Source organism: Rhizobium changzhiense (assembly GCF_013087625.1).
Taxonomy (GTDB): domain Bacteria; phylum Pseudomonadota; class Alphaproteobacteria; order Rhizobiales; family Rhizobiaceae; genus Rhizobium; species Rhizobium sophorae.
In genome coordinates this window covers 778967-797268 of sequence record NZ_JABFCQ010000002.1, presented here as the reverse complement: position 1 = coordinate 797268, position 18302 = coordinate 778967, and the positions used below count along the sequence as shown (strand labels likewise).

Below are 18302 nucleotides of genomic sequence, written 5' to 3'. Positions count from 1 at the left end.
ATGACATCGATCGCACATGAGCGTTTTCACGCCGTCGCCGAAGAGCCAGCTTATGCGCGCGAAAACGCGCCGGCAGTGGGCCGTAGTGCGCCAGCGGCGATCAGCCTGACGGGGCTTGAAAAGAGTTTTGGGGCCAACCGCGTGCTGCGCGGCATCAACCTGCATATTCCGGCCGGCCAGTTCGTCGCCGTGATCGGCAAGAGCGGCTGCGGGAAGAGCACGCTGCTGCGCATCCTGATGGGCCTCGACGAGCCGAGTGCCGGCGAGCTGCATTTCGAAGATGCCGACGGGGCGCAGGCGAGCCCGAACACGCGCATCGTCTTTCAGGAGCCGCGGCTGCTACCCTGGCTTAGTGTCGCCGATAATGTGGTGGTCGGGCTCGGCGATGGCATCGACAGTCGGGCGGCGGCAAAGGCGGCCGATGCCGTGCTTGCCGAAGTCCAGCTTGGCGAAAAGACCAGGGAATGGCCGGCGCGGCTTTCTGGCGGGCAGCGGCAGCGCGTGGCGTTGGCGCGGGCGCTGGTCAGCCGGCCCGGCGTGCTGGCGCTCGACGAACCGCTCGGCGCACTCGATGCGCTGACGCGGATCAGCATGCAGGAACTCATCAACCGTGTCTGGCGCGAACTTGGCTTCACCGCCGTGCTCGTCACCCATGATGTCAGCGAGGCGGTGCATCTCGCCGACCGGGTCATCGTGCTCGACGACGGGCGGATCGCACTCGATCTTCCCATTCCCTATCCGCATCCGCGGCGGCACGGCAACCCCGACCTTGCCGAGCTCGAAGGCCGGCTGCTCGCCGCGATCCTCGGCACCGACGGCGGTCATTGATCCCAGCGCTATTCGCGAAGTTGTATGATCTCGGCATAGGCGAGGCCTGTCGACGCGAGCATGCGACCGATGGCGAAAATGTATAGGCGTCTGGGTATGAGAAATAACCTGTCTCTGCCGAGGCGTGCTGCCACATGCGCGTAACTCGGCAACAACAGCTCCCTCAAGCCGTTTCACGTCTAGCTTGACTCACTCATACCTCTATGGCTATACGTTAACTCATAGCTATCAGGGTATGGATCGTAGATGTCGAACGCTCAGGACATGCTCTTCAGGACGCTCGCCGATCCGACCCGGAGGGCGCTTTTCGAGCGGCTGTGCCGTGAAGGAGAGAAGACGGTCGGAGCTCTCACGGCGCGGGCGGGGGTCTCGCAACCGGTCGTTTCAAAACATCTCGGAATCCTGAAGCAGGCCGGATTGGTGCGCGACCGCCATGAAGGTCGCCAGACGCATTATAGCGCGCAGCTCGGTGCGCTGGCGCCGCTGGTCGACTGGACAAGCGAGATGGCGGGCTTCTGGCAAAATCGGTTCGATCAGCTGGAGGATCTATTGAAAAGGATGGACCAATGACCGAAATTTCAAACGAAACCCGTTCCGTCATCGTCGAACGACAGATCCCTTTTCCGCCGGAAAAGATCTGGCGCGCGCTCACCCAACCGCATCTGATCGCGGACTGGCTGATGAAGAACGACTTCGTGCCGGTCGTGGATCACCGTTTCAAGCTGAGCGCGGATTGGGGCTCCGTCGACTGCCAGGTCCTGGAAGTCGAGCCGAACAAAACCCTGTCTTACACCTGGGCTGCCTATGATCTCGAAAGTGTCGTCACCTGGACTCTCACGCCCATGGGCGCGGGCACGCACCTGCGCATGGAGCAGTCGGGCTTCCGGCCGGATCAGCGGCAGGCTTACGGAGGCGCCAAAAGCGGTTGGCAGCAGTTTTTCGCAAAGCTGGAGCAGTTGCTGACGCGCATAGAGTGAGACCGCTGCCAAAACGGATCACGCCATCCGCTTCGCTTGTTTTCGCAGGAGGTTCCCTTGACTTGGAATAACTGGCTTCGGCAGATCCACCGTTGGCTGTCCATTGCCTTTACGCTGGCCGTCATAATTAATATCATCGCGATGGTGCAGGAGAAATCGTCCGTCTGGGTGGGCTTCATGGCGCTGCTGCCGCTGACCTTGCTGCTGCTCACCGGTCTCTACTTGTTTGCGCTGCCATATGCCGCCAAGTGGCACGGCGCGGGACGCAGCGGAGGGTAGGAGTGAAGGCAATGTCCGGGAAGACATCCAAGACCGCAGCAAAGGTCACGAAGAAGACAACCGCCAAGCCTGGTGCCGCGGAGCCGGTCCTTCTCTCCGGTGGCAACCCTCAGATCGCCAAGGGCTACGGCGACGCTCCCGTGCAAGCCTACATCGCCGCTATGCCCGGCTGGAAAAGCGACGTCGGGCGCCGTCTCGACGCGCTCATCACGCGTGCGGTGCCCGGAGTGTATAAGGCCGTGAAATGGAATTCGCCCCTCTATGGCATAGAAGGGCAGGGCTGGTTTCTCGGTGTTCATTGCTTCGCGAAATATATCAAGGTCGCTTTCTTCCGCGGCAGGTCACTCAGTCCCATCCCGCCCGGCGAGTCCAAACAAAAGGAAGTGCGCTACTTCCACATTCATGAGGAAGACCAACTCGACGAGGCTCAGCTCGCCGCCTGGGTGGAACAGGCAAGCCAATTGCCCGGCGAACGAATGTGAGCGGATGTCAGGCTATCAGCACTAAGAGACGGAGGAGCGATATCGATGAAGAAAGCCACGGCAACGCTGAAGAAGAGCGGCTCCAGCGAAGAGAAGGACGGCGACTCTCCTTCTCGATTGATCGATGCGAGAATCGAGGAGTTGAGCGATTGGCGCGGCAAGACGCTCGCTCAAGTCCGAACTCTCATCAGGCAGGCAGAGCCCGACGTGGTCGAGGAATGGAAGTGGAGAGGCGTTCCCGTGTGGGAGCACGCCGGGATCATTTGCACTGGCGAGACTTATAAGAGCGTGGTGAAACTGACCTTCGCCAAGGGCGCCTCGCTGGAGGATCCTTCAGGCCTCTTCAACTCCAGTCTTGACGGCAATACCAGACGTGCCATCGATTTCCATGAGGGCGACGAGATTGACGAGCAGGCGTTGACAGCGCTCATTCGCGGCGCTGTCGCACTCAACACTTCAAAGCGGGCCGCCGCTCGTCCTGCCGGCTCGCGGAAGAAACAAAGCAGCGCTTGAGGCTTGGCTTATTTCGTCTGAAACGCGTCGCCTCAAACTGATTCATGCGAGGCGATTTGGTTTTGCGTGACATGCGATCAGTGGATCGGGCTTTCCTCGCGCTCGAGGAAGAGTTCCAGGTTGTCGAGGCCGATCTCGGTGCCCTGGAGACGGGCGCCGTTGTCGGCGTAGCCGTCGAGGAAGACCACCTGTTCGGTGAAGACCATTTTCGTGCCGCCGGGTGCGGCTTCGAAGGCAACGGTGGCGAGCGACGCGGAGATGCGGCTTTCCCCAAGCTTCATCTCATAGGCATAAATGATGCGGGCATCGGGCACGATATCGATGTAATGGGCGTCATAGGCGTGCAGAAGGCCGTCAGTATCGGCGACGTAGTTCCTTTCCGTGCCGCCGGGGCGGAAATCGAGCCCGTAGTCCAGCGGCACCCACTCGCCATGGCAGGCGAACCATTGCCGTTTGGATTCCGGTGTTGACCAGGCGCGGAAGGCGCGGGCGACTGGCGCCTTCAGGTGGCGTTCGATGACGAGAGTGGTGTGTTCGGCAGATCGTGTCGTCATTCGGGAAGGGTCTCCGTTTCATTGGCGAGAAAGTGGTCCAGCCTGTCGAAGGTGGTCGTCCATTGGATCTTCCGCTGTTCCACCCAGCGCTCGACGGCGGCAAGCGCGTCCTGCTGCAAGCGGTAGGTTCGCACCCGGCCGGATTTTTCGGAGAGCACGAGGCCGCTTTCCTCCAGCACCTGCAGATGTTTCATCACTGTCGGCAGCGCAACCGCGAGCGGCGCGGCCAGTTCGGTGACGGAGGCCGGGCCGCGGCCGAGGCGATCGATCATGCCGCGGCGGCTGCGATCGGAAAGCGCATGGAACATACGGTCGAGATCCGCCTGGCTTTCGATCATCCCGCGGTATCCCGGAAGCGGGCTGGCAGCCTTTCTTTGTAGGGGTAGAACTTGAAGTAGGGGCGGGCCTCTTCCAGAACCCTTGCAAAGGACGGGCGCTCCAGCAACCGATCATAGTAGGCGCGAAGGTTCGGCTGTTCCTGAGTGAAGGGAATCAGCGTCTCAGCATAGAAGAGCGCAGGGGCTGCGGCGCAATCGGCCATGGTGAGGCCGGCGCCCGATATCCATTGCTTGCCGGCGAGCTGCTTTTCGATCATCGCATAGGCGCTGGCGAGCGTCGCCTTGGCGGCGGCCACCTCGATTTCATCCGCCGCGCCCTCGGGCCGCCGGCGATTGCTGACGAGCGTCTGCATCGGCGCCTGGACATAGTGGTCGAAGAAGCGGTCCCAGAGGCGGACTTGCAGCGCCCGGTCGATCTCCAGCGGCAGAAGGCGAACGGGGCCGGGATAATATTGCTCGAGATATTCGATGATGATGGATGTCTCGGGAATGGTGCTGTCGCGCGCTTCGTCCCTGAGCAGCGGCATCTTGCCGATCGGCCAGAAACGGAAAAGATCGGCGCGAGAGGTCTCATCGGAAAGATCGACGATGCGATTTTCGAAGGGGGTGGCGTTTTCATAAAGCGCGATCAGCACTTTGTGGCAGAAGGAGGCGAGCGGATGCCCATAGAGCACGAGCGACATGCGGCAACCTTTCCTATCGTTGCGGTAAACTTTACCCATCGACTAACTATCAGGTCGCGACGCATCAGGCAATAGATACTTCGCCAATCGTGCAAGTATCCGTCAGCCGATATAGCGGGCGATAACCAGATGGCCGGGCGTCGGCTGGCCGTCTTCCATGCGCACGTTGATATCCGATATCTCGACGAGTTCGAAACCGGTGGCCGTCAGGCGTTCTCTTACATAGGCGTCGGCATGGGCGAAGCGCTGGTGCGGGCCGACCATGTAGGCGCGGCCGGCGAGGACTTCCTCGGGCAGGGTTTCCGAGGAGAAGATGAACAGACCGCCCGGCGTCAGGTTCTCGGCGGCGCCGAAGAACAGCGGTTCGAGTGCGCCGAGATAGGGCAGCACGTCGGTGGCGGCGATGATGTCGAAGGCCTCCTCGTCGTTGTCGTCGAGGAAATCCTCGACCTCGGCGACGAAGAGCGTCTCGTAGAGATCCTTCTCATGGGCGATCTCGACCATCTTCTCCGATATGTCGATGCCGGTCATATCAGCGCAGAGGTCGCGCAGTGCGCCGCCGGTGAGACCCGTGCCGCAGCCCAGATCAAGCAGCCGCTTGAACGGTCCGAGCTTTAGCGCCTGCAGGCGTTGGCGCACCAGCATCGGCACGTGATAGCCGAGCTGCTCGACGAGCACGTCCTCGAAAACTTCGGCATGCTGGTCGAACAAGGTCTCGACATAGGCATCGGGCGCCTTGACCGGCGTTTCGCCGAGGCCCATCGCGGCAATGCGCACGGCCGCACCGCCGTGATCGTCGGGATCGAGTGCTAGGACTTCCTCATAGGCTGCAACGGCCGCATCGACATCGCCGGCCTTTTCCAGCGCCAGCGCCCGGTTATAGGCCTCGCCAAGGGCTTCTTCGTCGATTTTCTTTGCCATCGCAGCTCATCGTCCTTTGTTTCAGGCCGTCCTTTTGTTTCAGGCATGCGTCTAAGGCTGCTTTCGATGTTTTGCAATGGCGTGCTTGCGGGCGCAGAATGGCCGAAAAGAAGACGAAGGGAGGAACGAGCCATGAAAATGGAGGAAGACAGGACGTCATCGGTACGGGAAGGAGAGGGCGCGCGGCCATTGCTGCTGCCAAGTACACCAGGCGAGGTCACCAACACGCTCATTCATTATTACCGTGGCGAACTCGGACGGATGACGAGTTGGCGCGACCGCATCGACCGGACGTCCAACTGGGCGATCACCGTCGTCGCAGCACTGCTCTCGGTGTCGCTGTCGACGCCGACCTCGCATCACGGAGTGCTGCTGTTCGGGATGATGCTGGTGACGCTGCTGCTGATGATCGAAGCGCGGCGCTACCGTTTCTTCGATATTTACCGCGCCCGCATTCGCCAGATCGAGCGCTGCTATTTCGCGCAGATTCTCGCGCCGGAGGTCGGGACTGGTGGCGAATGGGCGATGGTGGTCGCCCGCAGCCTGCGCAAACCGCGCTTCCTGCTCAGCTATCAGGAGGCGATGCACCGCCGGCTCAAACGCAACTACGGCTGGATGTATTTCATCTTGTTGCTCGCCTGGTGCCTGAAGATCTCGACGCCGAAACTGCAGACGGAGGGCATGCCGGCGCTGCAGGCGCAGTCATGGGCCTATGTCATCGACAATGCCGTGCTCGGGCCGGTTCCCGGCCTTGCGGTCATCGCCATTGTGGTCGCCTTCTATCTCGGCATGCTCGGTTTCGCGCTTCGCCCGGATCGCGACGAAGGCGAGTTCGGCCATGGCGAGGCGCATGTCTGACCATGCCGCCCGAACCGCTCACACTTTTCGGCATCCTGCTGCAGAGCCGATCAGTGCAGGATGAACTCCCCCTTCAGCGCCCGCCACTCGGTTGCCGAGATCAGCTTGCGGTGGATGTAGCGCACCGAATGCAGCGGCCCGTCGAGCTTCTCTTCCCAGAATTTCAGGAAACCGCGCATTTCGGGAAAATCGGGGGCGAGGTCATAGTCCTGCCAGACATAGGTCTGCAGGATCGCCGGGTGGTCCGGCAGGTGGTAGAGGATCTGGGCGGTCGTCAGACCGTAGCCCTGCAATTGTTTTTCCATGTCCTTGTGCATCGCATTCCACTTCTTCTTGTTCCCACTCGCGCGCTTATTAGCGCTACGTGATATGGAAACATGCGAGTGGTTAATGAAAACTTTACAGATACTTCAGAAAAGGACAATTTATTTTTTATATCAATGGCTTGGCAGCATCATGCCGAGAGTGCTGCCAAGTCTGCTTTTGTGTCATGCATGCCGTTATCCCAAAACTGTGACACGCATCAGCGCTTGAGATGCCGGGTCAGGCGGCGTTCGATCCAGGCCCAGAGATGGCGTAGAGCCTCGACGATGGCGAGATAGAAGATCGCCGCCCAGAGATAGGTCTGGTAGTCGAAGGTGCGGGAGAAGGCGTAGCGGGTTTCGCCCATCAGGTCGAGCACGGTGATGATGGCGACGACCGCCGAGCCCTTGATCAGCAGGATGATCTCGTTGCCATACGGGCGAAGCGCGACGATGAGAGCCTGTGGCAGGATGATTTTGCGAAAAGCGATGAACTTGTGGATACCGAGTGCGGCGGCCGCCTCGTGCTGGCCATGCGACACGCTTTCGATCGCGCCGCGCAGGATTTCCGCCTGGTAGGCCGCGGTATTGATGGTCATGGCAAAGAGGCCGCAATACCAGGCATCGCGGAAAAACCACCAGATGCCGACGGCCTCAAGCTGCGGCCGGAATATGCCGAGGCCGTAATAGACCAGGAACAGCTGGGCAAGCAGCGGTGTGCCGCGGAAGAAGTAGATGTAACTGTAGGCCAGCGCATTCAGCACCCGGTTCCTTGACATGCGCGCCACGGCAAGCGGCAGCGACAGCATGGCGCCGCAGATGACGGAAATGAAAACGAGGCTCAGCGTTATCCACAGACCATGGAGGTAACGCGGCCCGTAACGGGCGAATTTTTCTGGATCCCAGCCGTTGACGACGGAATAGACAAGGAGCGCCGCGAGCAGAGCCCAGACGGCGACGAAGATATAGCCGGCCATGCGCGCCGGCGTCATCGGCTTCGTCACTTCGCGGGGTGCGGGCTGCGGCGGGATCAGCGTTTCGGCGTAGCTCATCGGCGGATCTCCGAACGCTTGGCCCAACGCTCGACATAGACGAGCAGAAAGGAAGAGAGGATGGCGAGCACCAGATAGAGGCAACAGGCCAGACCATAGAAGAAGAAGGGTTCCTTGGTCACACGCACGGCGACACTCGTCTGGCGGAGGATATCGGCAAGGCTGATGATCGAGACGTAGGAGGTGTCCTTCAGCAACACCATCCAGAGGTTCGTCAGGCCTGGCAGCGCGATGCGCACGAGCTGCGGCAGGATGATCAGGCGTAGCGTGCGGCCGCTATGCAGCCCGAGCGCGTCGCCTGCCTCGTATTGCCCCTTGGGAATGGCGCGGAAGGCCGAGAGCAGCACCTCCGAACAGTAGGCGGAGAAGACGACCGAGAGCGCGATGACGCCGGCGAGAAAGGCGTTGATCTCGACCGGTGGTCCGTCATAACCGACGAAGGTCAGCAGAGACTGGATCAGCATCTGCATGCCGTAATAGATGATGAAGAGCGTCAGAAGCTCCGGCAGGCCGCGAAAGATCGTGGTGTAGATGCCGGCCGCCAGCCGCAGCGGCTTTTCCTCCGACTGCTGGCCGAGCGCCACCAGGAAGCCGATGGCGAGGCCGATCGGCAGGGTGACGATCGCCACCGAAACGGTGACCTGCAGGCCAAGCGCGATCTCGTCGCCCCAGCCGGTATCGCCACAGGCAAGAATCGTCGACGGACCTAACCAAGTGAAGATGCCAACGGGTCCGCATAGCGGATCGAAAATATGCACAATCCAGCTCCAGAAGGAGCCTAGCGCGGAATATAATCCGCCCATGCGAGAATTCCCCTCACGGCTTTTGCCGTTTTGATCTTGCCATCTTTGTCAAACAAAAATGGCGGAAGAGCAAGCCTTCCGCCACTATCTTCATCGGCCAGATAGCGAATTTCTTATTCGCCGTAAACGTCGAAGTCGAAGTACTTGTCCTGGATCTTCTTGTATTCACCGTTGGCGCGGATCGCGGCGATCGCCGTGTTCAGCTTTTCCCTGAGCGGGTCACCCTTGCGGATAGCAATTCCGGCGCCGTTGCCATTGATTTCCTTGTCGACCGGCAGGGTCGTCAGGATCTTGCAGCAGGCGCCGGCGTCGGACTTGACCCATTCGGAGAGAACGACGACGTCGTCGATGACGGCGTCGACACGGCCGCTGGCAACGTCGAGCTTGTATTCGTCAGCGGTCGGATAGAGCTTGAGCTCTGTGTCGGCGAGATGCTTCTCGGCATAGTTGGCGTGCGTCGTGGAGGTCTGCGCGCCGATCACCTTGCCCTTGAGGCCGGCGACGTCTGATATCGTCGAATCCTTCGGCACGGCGATTGCCGGCGGGGTGTTGTAGTACTTGTTGGAGAAGTCGACGAGCTTTAGGCGCTCCGGTGTGATCGACATGGAGGAGACGATCATGTCGAACTTCTTGGCGTTCAGCGCCGGGATGATGCCGTCCCAGTCGGTGCTGACGAAGGAGCATTCGGCCTTCATCTCAGCGCAGAGCGCCTTGGTGATATCGATGTCGAAGCCCTGGATCGTGCCGCTGGCATCGACGAATTCGAAGGGCGGATAGGTCGAATCGGTGCCGATCACATACTTCTCGCCATCGGCCATGGCCGAGCCGGCAAAAAGGGACATCGCCGCGATCGAGGCTGCCGCGAAAATACGGGTGGAATTAAGCATGAGGATCCTCTCTGTTGGTAGCCGTCGCTCCTTTTTCTGTTGGGCTGACGGCTGCAGTTCAACGGTGCTGAGACCGCCTTGCGGCGATAATCAGACTTTTTTTCATGGAATTGCAACACAAATCCCATCGCAATTGTGCGGTGCAAATAACAGGCGAGATGAACGCCGGCAGACTACAACATTCACGCGAGGTTAATCCCCGACTTCCTAGAACCGGAACAAATCGGCGGCTCGGCGATTGCCATTCCGCCGTTTCGCCTCAATGCGACGCTAGGGGCGGAACCAGGGCCTTGCGGCCTTCAAGAAGCTCAAACAGGATCGAGGAAACCCGATGGGCATGAAATCAAGATTGTTCGCGAGCGCGGCTTTTCCGCTGCTTTCTCTGTCGCTGGCGCTGCAGCCGGCATCGGCGATGGCAGCCGTACGCGACGTCGCGACGCAGGCATCGGCCGTGCGGCAGGCTGAGCAGGGCAGCTTCGAGGTGGCGCAGGATGCGCCTTCCGAGGAGGAACTGCTGAAGAAGAAGCGCAAGCAGCAGGAGGAAGCTCCGGCCGAAAAGGCGCCTGCCGCCGAGCAGCCGGCGCAGCAGGAAGCGCCTGCCGAAAAGCCGAAGGCCGAGCGGAAGGAAGCGCCTGAACCCAAGGCAGAGCCGGAAGCGCCGAAGGCGGAGGCACCTGCGGAGCAGCCTGAAAGCAAGCCCGAGCGGAAAGCCAAACAGCAGGCCCAGCCCGAGGCAAAGCCGGAGGCCGCGCCGCAGCAGGAAGAGCAGCCGGTAACGCAGGAAAAGCCGAAGAAGCCGAGGAAGCAGGAGACGCAGCAGGCCGAGCCGGAGGCTCAGCCGCAGCCCGAACAGCAGCCGGCAGCAAAGGAAGCTCAGCCGGAAACGGAACAGGCACAACCTGAAGCCAAGCCGGAAGGCGGCAAGCGGGAGAAAGGGCAGGATAAGGCCCAAGGCAAAGATAAAGGCAAGGGCAAGGCTGAGACTGCCGCTCCCGAGGCGGTGACACCGACCGAAGAACAGGCCAAGCCCGAAGCCAAACCAGAGGTGAAACCCGCAGCCGAAGCGCCTGCCGAGCAGAAGCCGACAAAGGGCGAGACTGCAGCACCTGCAGACAAGGTACCTGCAGACAAGGCACCTGCGGCTAAGACGACCGAAGACAAGGCGGCGGCACCGGAAGCCGAGCCCGCCGAGAAGCCGAAGGAGGGTACGGCAGCAAAGCCCGCCGGCGAGCAGCCGGCCGCGCCCGCAACTGATACCGCCCAGCCGCTGCCGGACGCCAGTGGCGGCCAGCAGGCGGAGCAGGCCATTCCGGCGCCGGAAAAGGTATCGCCCGAGGAGCTGGAGCGCCGCAAGAAGATCGCCGCAGATCCGGCCAAGAGCAACGAGACCGTCGTGCTGCCGGTGGAGAACGGTGCCGCTGTGCTCGACAGCGACAAGGATGCGGACCGCAGCAAGGGCCGGGAAGGCCGCCGCGATCGCGATAGGCAGCGCGCCGACAGCCAGGAGGTGAAGGTGCCGACCTCGGATGCCGATGCACAGGCTTCGAGCGGCGCCAAAGCGCCGGCGCCGGTCAAGCTCGAGGCGGTGACCCGCGAGAAGGGCAGGAAGCTCGATGAGCGGCCACGATTCGTCCGTCCCGACGGCGCGCGCTTCGACGACCGCGGCGACGACAGCCGTGTGATCATCCAGTACGACAACAGGACGATCGTGCGCGGCGACGACGACAGGCGCTTCCTGCGCGACGGCGAGCGGCCGAGTTATGAGGAGCTCTCAGGCGACCGCTACCGCGAGACGATCACGCGGCCGGAAGGCTACCGCATCGTGACGATCCGCAACCGTTACGGCGACATCATCCAGCGGTCGCGCGTCGACGCCCGCGGGCGCGAGGACGTGCTCTATTATTCGCAGGACCTCTATGACGATCCGGACCGCGACTATTTCGAGGATCCGGGCGCCGATCTGCCGCCGATGCGGCTGCGCGTGCCGCTCAGCGACTACATCATTGATACCCGCAGCGACCCGAACCGGGACTATTACGAGTTCCTGAGCGAGCCGCCGGTCGAGCCTGTGGAACGCGTCTATTCGCTGGACGAGGTGAAGTATTCGGCCCGTATCCGCGACAAGGTGCGCCGCATCGACCTCGACACGATCACCTTCGCGACCGGTAGCGCCGATATCCCGATGACCCAGGCGCGCACGCTGCGCAAGGTCGCCGACGCGATCAGCGAGGTGCTCAAGAAGGATCCGAGCGAGACCTTCCTGATCGAGGGGCATACCGATGCCGTCGGCTCAGACCAGAGCAACCTGGTCCTGTCCGACCAGCGGGCGGAATCGGTCGCCAATGTGCTCTCCGACGTTTACGGCATCGCGCCGGAGAACCTCGCGACGCAGGGTTATGGTGAGCAGTATCTGAAGGTCAACACGTCGGCCCCCGAGCAGGAAAACCGCCGCGTCACCATCCGCCGCGTCACGGCGCTGGTCCGCCCGGTCGCTGCCAACAGGTAATGATGTTGCCCCTCTCCATTCCCGGGGAGGGGCATTTCGCTCTTTTGCGCGACGCGCTTTAGCGCCTAAGCGGCGCTGCCAACACCACGTATCAGTTCATCCGGCGCAGATCGCGATGTCCGAATGTCCTTTCGGACGCACAAAGGACGCTCGAACAGTTTCAATTCTCCCATCGGCCCGAAAATCAATTCTGATTTTCGGGCCGATGCGCTAGCCGACCGTGTCTCCGGTACTTTTAAGGAAAAAGTGCATTTTTTGGGCATCAATGGGAACGTTGATCCTGTCATCCGGGCCAACGCGCGAGGACGCGTCGATTTGGGCAGTAAAGGCCGCTGTCCCGACCTTGCCGATCGCCAGTGTGTATGGGCCGAGGGGCTCGATATCGGCGACATGCAGGCTTGCAGTCGAAGCGTTTGCATCCCTGACCATAGTATGTTCCGGTCGGATTCCGAGAACCACCGACTGTCCTACCGCCGCCGAAAGGCGCTCGGCTCTTTGCGTAGGAATCGCAATGTCGACGTCACCCTCGGCTTGGAAGGCAATTCCACCGGAGGTTTGCACAAGTCGCCCGTCGATGAAGTTCATGCTTGGCGAGCCGATAAAGGCAGCGACGAAGAGATTCTTCGGAGATTCATAAAGGGTGATCGGATCAGCGGCCTGCTCGATACGCCCTTGATTCATAACCACGACACGATCTGCCATCGTCATCGCCTCTACCTGATCGTGCGTAACATACACGATCGTGGTTTTGAGCCTGCGATGTAGGAGTTTGATTTCTGTTCGCATTTCAATGCGCAATTTGGCGTCGAGATTGGATAACGGTTCGTCGAACAGGAACACATCCGGCTGGCGAACGATCGCCCGGCCAATCGCCACGCGTTGGCGTTGGCCACCCGAAAGCGCGTTCGGCTTGCGTTTTAAATAGGCACCGAGATTGAGAATGCGCGCCGCATTTGCAACGGCGGCATCGATGTCCTGCTTCGGCGTTCCGCGCACCTTCATGCCGTAGCCGATGTTTTCGGCGACTGTCATATGCGGATAGAGCGCGTAATTCTGAAACACCATCGAGCAATTGCGCAAACCCGGGCGCAGCGTCGTAACGTCCCGCTCGCCGATACGGATTTCCCCGGACGTCGTCTGTTCCAGCCCCGCGATCATCCGCAGGGTGGTTGTCTTCCCGCAGCCGGACGGCCCGACGAGAACCACGAATTCCTTGTCGGCAATTGCCAAATCGAGCGGAGGGATGACCTCAACGCTACCAAAGGATTTGGTGACCTGATCCAAACGCACCTGGGACATGCTGTAACCTTTTCACGAGAATTCCATCGCCAGCCCTAAGCGACGATAGTCTCCATCTTCTGCAACGATGTCTGATCCCATCCCGGCATCGCCGGGATGGGTGTTGAGGATGGGTTTACTTCGCAGGCAGGCCCATCGACGAACGATAGGCTGCCAGTTGCTTGTCGCGGCCAAACTCGTCCGTCAGCTTGTTCCATCCGGCAGCCACGGTATCCAGCGCCTGCTGCGGCGTGACTTCTCCAGCCAATGCCTTGGAAAGCTCGATCTCGAGAATTTCCGTATAGGAGAAATAGCCCGGCAGGCGCATGTCGAGTGCGGTGTTCTTGGCGGTGACCGCATCCTTCTGGCTTCCAAGATATTCCTTTGCCTCACGCTCGGAGAATATCTTCGACCACAATTCCGTATTTGTCGTGTGCGAAAGACGGTAAGGATTGACGCCTGTGCCGCCGGTGATCGCCGCCTGACCGGAAACTGCCGGGCTCGTCAGGAACTGGATATAGTTCCAGGCCGCCTCCTGGTTCTTGGAGGACGACGGAACAGCCGCCTGCCAGCCGCCGAAGGCCATGAAGGAAGTCTGGACGACATCGGGCTGCTTGTCCCACTTCTTGGTCTTGTAGTTCCAGATCTCGTCCGAGCCCGGCAGCGATGCCGAACCGACATTGCCGGCGACCTTGGACTGCTTCGGGTCGGCGGCGATGACGCCGGTATCGCCCCAGCCGATCGATTCCGCGACCTGGCCACCGGCAAAGGCCGCGTTCACTTCGCCGAACGAGAAGTTCAGCGCATTTGGCGGCGCCAATTTCGAAGCGCGAATATATTCCTCCAGGCCGCGTACCCAGCCCGGATTGTTGACCTGCGCATCCATCGTATCCGGATCGAAGAACATGCCGCCGGGATTGTCGGGATGGCTTGTGTAGCCGGCAACATGGCTGAACAGGAACCAGAATTGCTGGCCACCACGGCGAAAGGCTTCCGCCGTGCCCCAGAGGCCCTTGTCCGGTTGCTGGAAGAACTCGGCGATATCGAGATATTCCTTCCAGGTTTTCGGCGGCGCGAGATCATGACCATACTTTGCCTTGAAGGCTTTCTGGTTGTCGGCGTTCTCGAAAAGGTCGATGCGGTAGGTATAGGTATGAGCGTCACCGTCCATGGTCTGTGACAGCACTTTGCCGTTCCAGACCATCAGTTGCTCGCGGTAAACCGGGGCGATGTCGTCCCAATCGGCACCCGATTGCATCGCCTTGGGCATTTCCGAGAGAAAATCAGTGAAGTCCGGCGCCCAGGCCGGTGCGAAGGCGACCACGTCGAACGTGTCTTCGCCCGAGGTCAGCGAGGTGACGATCTTGGGATAGAGTTCCGACCACGGAAATTCCACCACATTCACCTTGCCGCAGGTCTTTTCCTCCCAGCCCTTGGCCGCGAGTTGCAGCGCAGAAGCGATGTAAGGTCCCGTCTGCGTCGTGGCCGTGAGGGTGACACCGGTGTAGTCCGGTTCGCATGCGAGCGCGGATGTTGTGCCCGCCGCAGCAAGCAGTACTGCGGCCGTTGAACTCAGTAGTAATCTTCTCATGTTTTCCTCCCCGGAATTGAACAATGACTAGGCTTGTCGAACGGTCACTTTATTGCTCCCAAAAGCAGGCCGGACCGCATCAGCCTGCTCAAAATGCCCGCCATGACGACCATGGGTATGATCGCGACCAGGGCGGCTGCCGATATCGACCACCACTCGTCGCCGCGCTGGCTGTTTTGCCCTGCGACGAGAATGGGAAGCGTCTGCCATTTGGAACTGGTCAGGAAGAGTGCGAACAGGAACTCGTTCCAGACGAAGGCGAGGGTGATCATGAATGTCGCGATCAGGCCCGGCTTGGACATGGGCAGGACGATACCGAAGAAAATTCTCCACGACGGCACATTGTCGACCATCGCCGCCTCTTCGACTTCAACCGGCAGCGCCGCAAAGAAATCGCGCATCAGCCAGATCACGATCGGCAGCGAGAAGGCGACATAGGCGAAGGTGAGGCCTGTATAAGTGTCCACCAGCTTGAACCCCAACTTGCCCATTTCCGTATACATCAGGAACAAGGCAAAGGCGGCGACGATCGGCGGAAACATGCGCTGGCTCACAAACCAGAAGACGATATCGTCATTGCCGAGGACCGGCCCTGGAAGCTTGATACGGCTGGAGCCGATGGCGAGCGCAAGCGCTGCAACAAAGGCAAAGATCAGCGAAACAGCCTGCCCGTAACCCAGCACATGACGACCAAGCAGATATCCGCCGAAGGCAACAACGACGAAAATCACGCCGGACAGCAGCTTGACCTCGAAGGTGAAGCGCACCAGCGCATAGGCTGCCATCGATCCGATGAAGGTGGCCAGCACCGATGCGGAAAGCCCGACGATCGTGGAGGCGATGAAGGTGTTGTAGAACTGGCCGCGCGCGCCCGACAGAAGCTCGCTCCAGGCTGTCAGCGTCGGGTCGAAGTCGACAAATGGAATATAGGTCGGCCCGCCGACGACGCCAAGCGGCGACTTGAACGAGGTGATCGCGACCCAGTAAAGCGGAAAGAAGGTGAAGGCCAGCCAGAGCAGGCAGCCTGCGAGCGCCCACCAGCGGCCGGATCCTTTGAGGTCACGAACGCTCATTTGTGCTTCTCCAGATAGGGCTTCAGGATGGCGAGATAGACGAGCCCGATGACGGTGATGACGATCAGGAACAGGAAGGACAGGGCGGAGGTGTAGCCGAGGTTGAACTTCTTGAAGCCCTCCTGATACGCGAACAAGGTGAGCGTTTCGGTCGAAATGCCGGGCCCACCGCCTGTCATGACGAATACCGTGTCGATGATCTTGTAGCTCTCGATGAGGCGGATGAAGACCACAGCCACCGAAATCGGCAGCATCATCGGGAAAGTGATCCCCCAGAACTGCTGCCAGGGGCTGGCATTTTCAAGCGCGGCAGCCTCGTAGACGTCCTCCGGCAGGGTTTGCAACCCGGCAAGAAGCATAAGGATGACGAAGGGTGTCCACTGCCACACTTCGACGGAAATGATGGCGCCGATAGCCCATCTGGTCTGCGTCAGAAATGGCAGATTCGGAAAGCCGAAAGCGGTCATCAACTCATTGAGCGGGCCCATCGTGGGATTGAGGATCTGGCGGGCAATGAGTGCAACAGCAACGGGCGCCACCAGCATCGGCACCAGGAAGCTGACCCGAAACAAACCTTCGCCGGGCACGCGACGGTTGAGCGCCAGCGCCACGGAAAAACCGATGACATACTGCAGCGTCACCGCGACAAAAGCGATGATCGTCGTCGTCCAGGCGACATTCCAGAAGCGCGGATTCTGAAGCAGTTCCGTATAATTGCCGAAGCCGACGAAACGCGCGGGGATCGGCGGGACGAGCCGCAGGCTCATGAAGCTGGTGGTCAGCGAATAGATCAGCGGGAAGATCGAGATCACCAGCACGATCAGCAACGCCGGCCAGATGAAGACGTGTTTGATCGGATCGTTGCGGGTCATGCCGCGCTTCCTTTCTGGAGAAGCGCCTCGATTTCCTCGATCGTCGGCATTGCCGGCGCGGTACCGCGCCGCGTCACCGCAATACCGGCGGTCGCGCAGCCGAAACGCACGGCCTCGACCGGACTAGCGCCCCGCGAGAGCGCTGCCGAGAAGCCGCCGACAAATGCATCGCCGGCGCCGGTGGTATCGATGACCGCTCCCGACGAGACCGCCGGAACATGAACCGATTGGCCGGCCGTATGATACAGCACACCGCGACCACCCAGTGTGATCAGCGCGGCTTTCACGCCCTTGGCAAGGAAGGCGTCGCCAGCCCGTCTGGCGTCGTCGAGCGTGTCGAGCGGAAAACCGACGATGGCGGCCGCTTCGGTTTCGTTTGGCACGATATAGTCACAGAGCGGATAGATCGTGTCCGGAAACGGCTCGGCCGGCGCTGGATTGAAAACAGTGGTAACGCCGGCCGCATGGGCGATTTCGAGGGCGCGCTGCGCCGCTTCAGCCGGTTGTTCGAGCTGGGTCACGAAAACAGCCGATTGCTCGATGGTTTCGCGTGCCGCCTCAACATCACCAACGCCTATGGTGCCTGCGGCACCTGGATAGACGATAATCGCATTGTCGCCGTTACCGTCATTGACGTAGATGAAGGCAGCGCCGGTCGGCATATCGTCCATCTGTACGACCTTCGGCGTCACGCCTGCTTCCGCATAGGTCTTCAGGGCCATGTCGCCGAATGTGTCGCGGCCGATCTTCGAGATGAAGGAGACTGTTCCGCCGGCGCGGGCAGCAGCGACAGCCTGGTTGGAGCCCTTGCCGCCTGGGCCTACCGCAAAACCGGTCCCGGTGATGGTTTCGCCAATGTTTGGCATGCGCTTAGCCAGATAAGCCGTGTCGGCGACGAAAATCCCGAGGATCGAAACACCCACCTTCATTTCGTTTCCCCTCATACGGTTTCCGGCGGAATCACGCCTTTGGTGAACAGGAAGCAGCCGTAGAAGCGGTTTTCGCCCGTGGTGATGACGCAATAGGCCTTTTTGGCTTCCTCATAGAAGGCGAAACGCTCGATGCCATACATCGGCGCCGGCTTGCCCTCGGCGCCGTCGATCACGGCCTGGACTTCCTGCTGCACTGGAGGGATCTCGTCCGGCGCGCCCATGATTTCCATTCGCCCGGCAGACGGCTGCAGCGGCGTATCCAGCGGCATTACCGAAAGAATAGCTTTGATGGCGCGGGCAGAGGACACATTGTCTATGCGCAACAGCTTGCCGAGCACCGTTTGCCGGGCAATCGCATCGGAAGGAAAATTAGTGTCGGAAACGACGAGCGTGTCGCCATGCCCCATGGACCGGAGTGCGTGCAGCACATCGGCATTCAGAGCCGGATCGATATTCTTCAGCATGAAGTCCTCCCTTAATTGCACCATTTCGCAGCACCTCCTGCCGCAAAACAGCGCCCGATAACCGCAGCGCCGTTACAGCTCTGCGATTCCCTCAAATTCCGTGGTTCTC

General features: G+C 60.6%; 22 protein-coding genes. 8 read left to right on the top strand and 14 right to left on the bottom strand.

Annotation, left to right across the window (positions count from 1 at the left end; translation table 11 throughout):
* The 6 genes from G9X68_RS13275 (at position 1) to G9X68_RS13250 (ending at position 3079) form a co-directional block, all read left to right on the top strand.
* Positions 1 to 828 (top strand): ATP-binding cassette domain-containing protein, encoded by an 828-nt coding sequence (locus tag G9X68_RS13275; protein ID WP_171602743.1) that lies wholly within the window; start codon positions 1 to 3, stop codon positions 826 to 828.
* Positions 829 to 1074: 246 nt separating this feature from the next.
* Positions 1075 to 1398, top strand: coding sequence for an ArsR/SmtB family transcription factor (locus tag G9X68_RS13270; RefSeq protein ID WP_171602742.1), 324 nt, complete (start codon positions 1075 to 1077; stop codon positions 1396 to 1398).
* Positions 1395 to 1805: an SRPBCC family protein gene (locus G9X68_RS13265; RefSeq protein ID WP_171602741.1), complete on the top strand. Its 411-nt coding sequence runs from the start codon at positions 1395 to 1397 to the stop codon at positions 1803 to 1805. Before G9X68_RS13270 ends, G9X68_RS13265 begins: the two co-directional genes overlap by 4 nt.
* A 57-nt stretch (positions 1806 to 1862) precedes the next feature.
* A complete protein-coding gene (locus G9X68_RS13260) occupies positions 1863 to 2084 on the top strand; it encodes a hypothetical protein (RefSeq protein WP_171602740.1) in 222 nt (73 codons plus the stop codon).
* Positions 2085 to 2095: 11 nt separating this feature from the next.
* Positions 2096 to 2566 (top strand): DUF1801 domain-containing protein, encoded by a 471-nt coding sequence (locus tag G9X68_RS13255; protein WP_171602739.1) that lies wholly within the window; start codon positions 2096 to 2098, stop codon positions 2564 to 2566.
* A gap of 45 nt (positions 2567 to 2611) precedes the next feature.
* Positions 2612 to 3079, top strand: coding sequence for a DUF1801 domain-containing protein (locus tag G9X68_RS13250; RefSeq protein ID WP_171602738.1), 468 nt, complete (start codon positions 2612 to 2614; stop codon positions 3077 to 3079).
* Between the two features lie 77 nt (positions 3080 to 3156).
* On the opposite strand, the gene G9X68_RS13245 is transcribed toward G9X68_RS13250, so the two are convergent.
* The 4 genes from G9X68_RS13245 to G9X68_RS13230 all read right to left on the bottom strand — a co-directional run bounded on the left by G9X68_RS13245 (position 3157) and on the right by G9X68_RS13230 (position 5575).
* A complete protein-coding gene (locus G9X68_RS13245) occupies positions 3157 to 3633 on the bottom strand; it encodes an SRPBCC family protein (RefSeq protein ID WP_171602737.1) in 477 nt (158 codons plus the stop codon).
* The gene (locus tag G9X68_RS13240) at positions 3630 to 3971 is read right to left on the bottom strand and encodes an ArsR/SmtB family transcription factor (protein ID WP_171602736.1); all 342 of its coding nucleotides are present in this window, start codon (positions 3969 to 3971) and stop codon (positions 3630 to 3632) included. The genes G9X68_RS13245 and G9X68_RS13240 overlap by 4 nt, the downstream gene beginning before the upstream one ends.
* A complete protein-coding gene (locus G9X68_RS13235; RefSeq protein WP_171602735.1) occupies positions 3968 to 4654 on the bottom strand; it encodes a glutathione S-transferase family protein in 687 nt (228 codons plus the stop codon). Before G9X68_RS13235 ends, G9X68_RS13240 begins: the two co-directional genes overlap by 4 nt.
* A 102-nt stretch (positions 4655 to 4756) precedes the next feature.
* On the bottom strand, positions 4757 to 5575 hold the full coding sequence (locus tag G9X68_RS13230; protein WP_171602734.1) for a class I SAM-dependent DNA methyltransferase: 819 nt from the start codon (positions 5573 to 5575) through the stop codon (positions 4757 to 4759).
* A 132-nt stretch (positions 5576 to 5707) separates the two neighbouring features.
* Here G9X68_RS13230 and G9X68_RS13225 point away from each other — a divergent pair, with 132 nt between their 5' ends.
* Positions 5708 to 6433, top strand: coding sequence for a DUF2270 domain-containing protein (locus G9X68_RS13225; RefSeq protein WP_171602733.1), 726 nt, complete (start codon positions 5708 to 5710; stop codon positions 6431 to 6433).
* Positions 6434 to 6483: 50 nt separating this feature from the next.
* Here G9X68_RS13225 and G9X68_RS13220 read toward each other — a convergent pair whose 3' ends face one another.
* From G9X68_RS13220 to G9X68_RS13205, 4 genes are all read right to left on the bottom strand, one after another.
* On the bottom strand, positions 6484 to 6750 hold the full coding sequence (locus tag G9X68_RS13220; RefSeq protein ID WP_018242327.1) for an usg protein: 267 nt from the start codon (positions 6748 to 6750) through the stop codon (positions 6484 to 6486).
* A gap of 206 nt (positions 6751 to 6956) precedes the next feature.
* Positions 6957 to 7787, bottom strand: coding sequence for an ABC transporter permease (locus G9X68_RS13215; RefSeq protein WP_171602732.1), 831 nt, complete (start codon positions 7785 to 7787; stop codon positions 6957 to 6959).
* Positions 7784 to 8590, bottom strand: a complete 807-nt coding sequence (locus G9X68_RS13210) for an ABC transporter permease (protein WP_171602731.1) — start codon at positions 8588 to 8590, stop codon at positions 7784 to 7786. The genes G9X68_RS13215 and G9X68_RS13210 overlap by 4 nt, the downstream gene beginning before the upstream one ends.
* Before the next feature lie 113 nt (positions 8591 to 8703).
* On the bottom strand, positions 8704 to 9477 hold the full coding sequence (locus G9X68_RS13205) for a transporter substrate-binding domain-containing protein (RefSeq protein ID WP_171602730.1): 774 nt from the start codon (positions 9475 to 9477) through the stop codon (positions 8704 to 8706).
* A 331-nt stretch (positions 9478 to 9808) separates the two neighbouring features.
* On the opposite strand from G9X68_RS13205, the gene G9X68_RS13200 reads away from it, so the two are divergent.
* Positions 9809 to 11983, top strand: coding sequence for an OmpA family protein (locus G9X68_RS13200; protein WP_171602729.1), 2175 nt, complete (start codon positions 9809 to 9811; stop codon positions 11981 to 11983).
* A 210-nt stretch (positions 11984 to 12193) separates the two neighbouring features.
* On the opposite strand, the gene G9X68_RS13195 is transcribed toward G9X68_RS13200, so the two are convergent.
* The 6 genes from G9X68_RS13195 to G9X68_RS13170 all read right to left on the bottom strand — a co-directional run bounded on the left by G9X68_RS13195 (position 12194) and on the right by G9X68_RS13170 (position 18193).
* Complete coding sequence (locus tag G9X68_RS13195) at positions 12194 to 13282, bottom strand: ABC transporter ATP-binding protein (RefSeq protein WP_171602728.1); 1089 nt, start codon at positions 13280 to 13282, stop codon at positions 12194 to 12196.
* 115 nt (positions 13283 to 13397) lie between these two features.
* Entirely contained in the window at positions 13398 to 14852 is a 1455-nt protein-coding gene (locus G9X68_RS13190; protein WP_171602727.1) for an ABC transporter substrate-binding protein, read from the bottom strand.
* A gap of 44 nt (positions 14853 to 14896) precedes the next feature.
* Complete coding sequence (locus G9X68_RS13185; RefSeq protein ID WP_171602726.1) at positions 14897 to 15925, bottom strand: carbohydrate ABC transporter permease; 1029 nt, start codon at positions 15923 to 15925, stop codon at positions 14897 to 14899.
* On the bottom strand, positions 15922 to 16797 hold the full coding sequence (locus tag G9X68_RS13180; protein WP_171602725.1) for a carbohydrate ABC transporter permease: 876 nt from the start codon (positions 16795 to 16797) through the stop codon (positions 15922 to 15924). The genes G9X68_RS13185 and G9X68_RS13180 overlap by 4 nt, the downstream gene beginning before the upstream one ends.
* Entirely contained in the window at positions 16794 to 17726 is a 933-nt protein-coding gene (gene rbsK, locus G9X68_RS13175) for a ribokinase (protein WP_171602724.1), read from the bottom strand. The genes G9X68_RS13180 and rbsK overlap by 4 nt, the downstream gene beginning before the upstream one ends.
* Positions 17727 to 17737: 11 nt before the next feature.
* On the bottom strand, positions 17738 to 18193 hold the full coding sequence (locus G9X68_RS13170) for an RbsD/FucU family protein (protein WP_171602723.1): 456 nt from the start codon (positions 18191 to 18193) through the stop codon (positions 17738 to 17740).
* Positions 18194 to 18302 lie beyond the last annotated feature (109 nt).

Excerpts from the sequence above, each read along its gene's own strand:
- G9X68_RS13215 (WP_171602732.1), bottom strand. The coding sequence starts at position 7,787 with ATGAGCTACGCCGAAACGCTGATCCCGCCGCAGCCCGCACCCCGCGAA.
- G9X68_RS13275 (WP_171602743.1), top strand. The coding sequence starts at position 1 with ATGACATCGATCGCACATGAGCGTTTTCACGCCGTCGCCGAAGAGCCA.
- G9X68_RS13185 (WP_171602726.1), bottom strand. The coding sequence starts at position 15,925 with ATGAGCGTTCGTGACCTCAAAGGATCCGGCCGCTGGTGGGCGCTCGCA.
- G9X68_RS13250 (WP_171602738.1), top strand. The coding sequence starts at position 2,612 with ATGAAGAAAGCCACGGCAACGCTGAAGAAGAGCGGCTCCAGCGAAGAG.
- G9X68_RS13220 (WP_018242327.1), bottom strand. The coding sequence starts at position 6,750 with ATGCACAAGGACATGGAAAAACAATTGCAGGGCTACGGTCTGACGACC.
- G9X68_RS13200 (WP_171602729.1), top strand. The coding sequence starts at position 9,809 with ATGGGCATGAAATCAAGATTGTTCGCGAGCGCGGCTTTTCCGCTGCTT.
- G9X68_RS13170 (WP_171602723.1), bottom strand. The coding sequence starts at position 18,193 with ATGCTGAAGAATATCGATCCGGCTCTGAATGCCGATGTGCTGCACGCA.
- G9X68_RS13255 (WP_171602739.1), top strand. The coding sequence starts at position 2,096 with ATGTCCGGGAAGACATCCAAGACCGCAGCAAAGGTCACGAAGAAGACA.
- G9X68_RS13205 (WP_171602730.1), bottom strand. The coding sequence starts at position 9,477 with ATGCTTAATTCCACCCGTATTTTCGCGGCAGCCTCGATCGCGGCGATG.
- rbsK (WP_171602724.1), bottom strand. The coding sequence starts at position 17,726 with ATGAAGGTGGGTGTTTCGATCCTCGGGATTTTCGTCGCCGACACGGCT.
- G9X68_RS13210 (WP_171602731.1), bottom strand. The coding sequence starts at position 8,590 with ATGGGCGGATTATATTCCGCGCTAGGCTCCTTCTGGAGCTGGATTGTG.
- G9X68_RS13240 (WP_171602736.1), bottom strand. The coding sequence starts at position 3,971 with ATGATCGAAAGCCAGGCGGATCTCGACCGTATGTTCCATGCGCTTTCC.
- G9X68_RS13225 (WP_171602733.1), top strand. The coding sequence starts at position 5,708 with ATGAAAATGGAGGAAGACAGGACGTCATCGGTACGGGAAGGAGAGGGC.
- G9X68_RS13180 (WP_171602725.1), bottom strand. The coding sequence starts at position 16,797 with ATGACCCGCAACGATCCGATCAAACACGTCTTCATCTGGCCGGCGTTG.
- G9X68_RS13190 (WP_171602727.1), bottom strand. The coding sequence starts at position 14,852 with ATGAGAAGATTACTACTGAGTTCAACGGCCGCAGTACTGCTTGCTGCG.
- G9X68_RS13270 (WP_171602742.1), top strand. The coding sequence starts at position 1,075 with ATGTCGAACGCTCAGGACATGCTCTTCAGGACGCTCGCCGATCCGACC.
- G9X68_RS13265 (WP_171602741.1), top strand. The coding sequence starts at position 1,395 with ATGACCGAAATTTCAAACGAAACCCGTTCCGTCATCGTCGAACGACAG.
- G9X68_RS13230 (WP_171602734.1), bottom strand. The coding sequence starts at position 5,575 with ATGGCAAAGAAAATCGACGAAGAAGCCCTTGGCGAGGCCTATAACCGG.
- G9X68_RS13235 (WP_171602735.1), bottom strand. The coding sequence starts at position 4,654 with ATGTCGCTCGTGCTCTATGGGCATCCGCTCGCCTCCTTCTGCCACAAA.
- G9X68_RS13195 (WP_171602728.1), bottom strand. The coding sequence starts at position 13,282 with ATGTCCCAGGTGCGTTTGGATCAGGTCACCAAATCCTTTGGTAGCGTT.
- G9X68_RS13245 (WP_171602737.1), bottom strand. The coding sequence starts at position 3,633 with ATGACGACACGATCTGCCGAACACACCACTCTCGTCATCGAACGCCAC.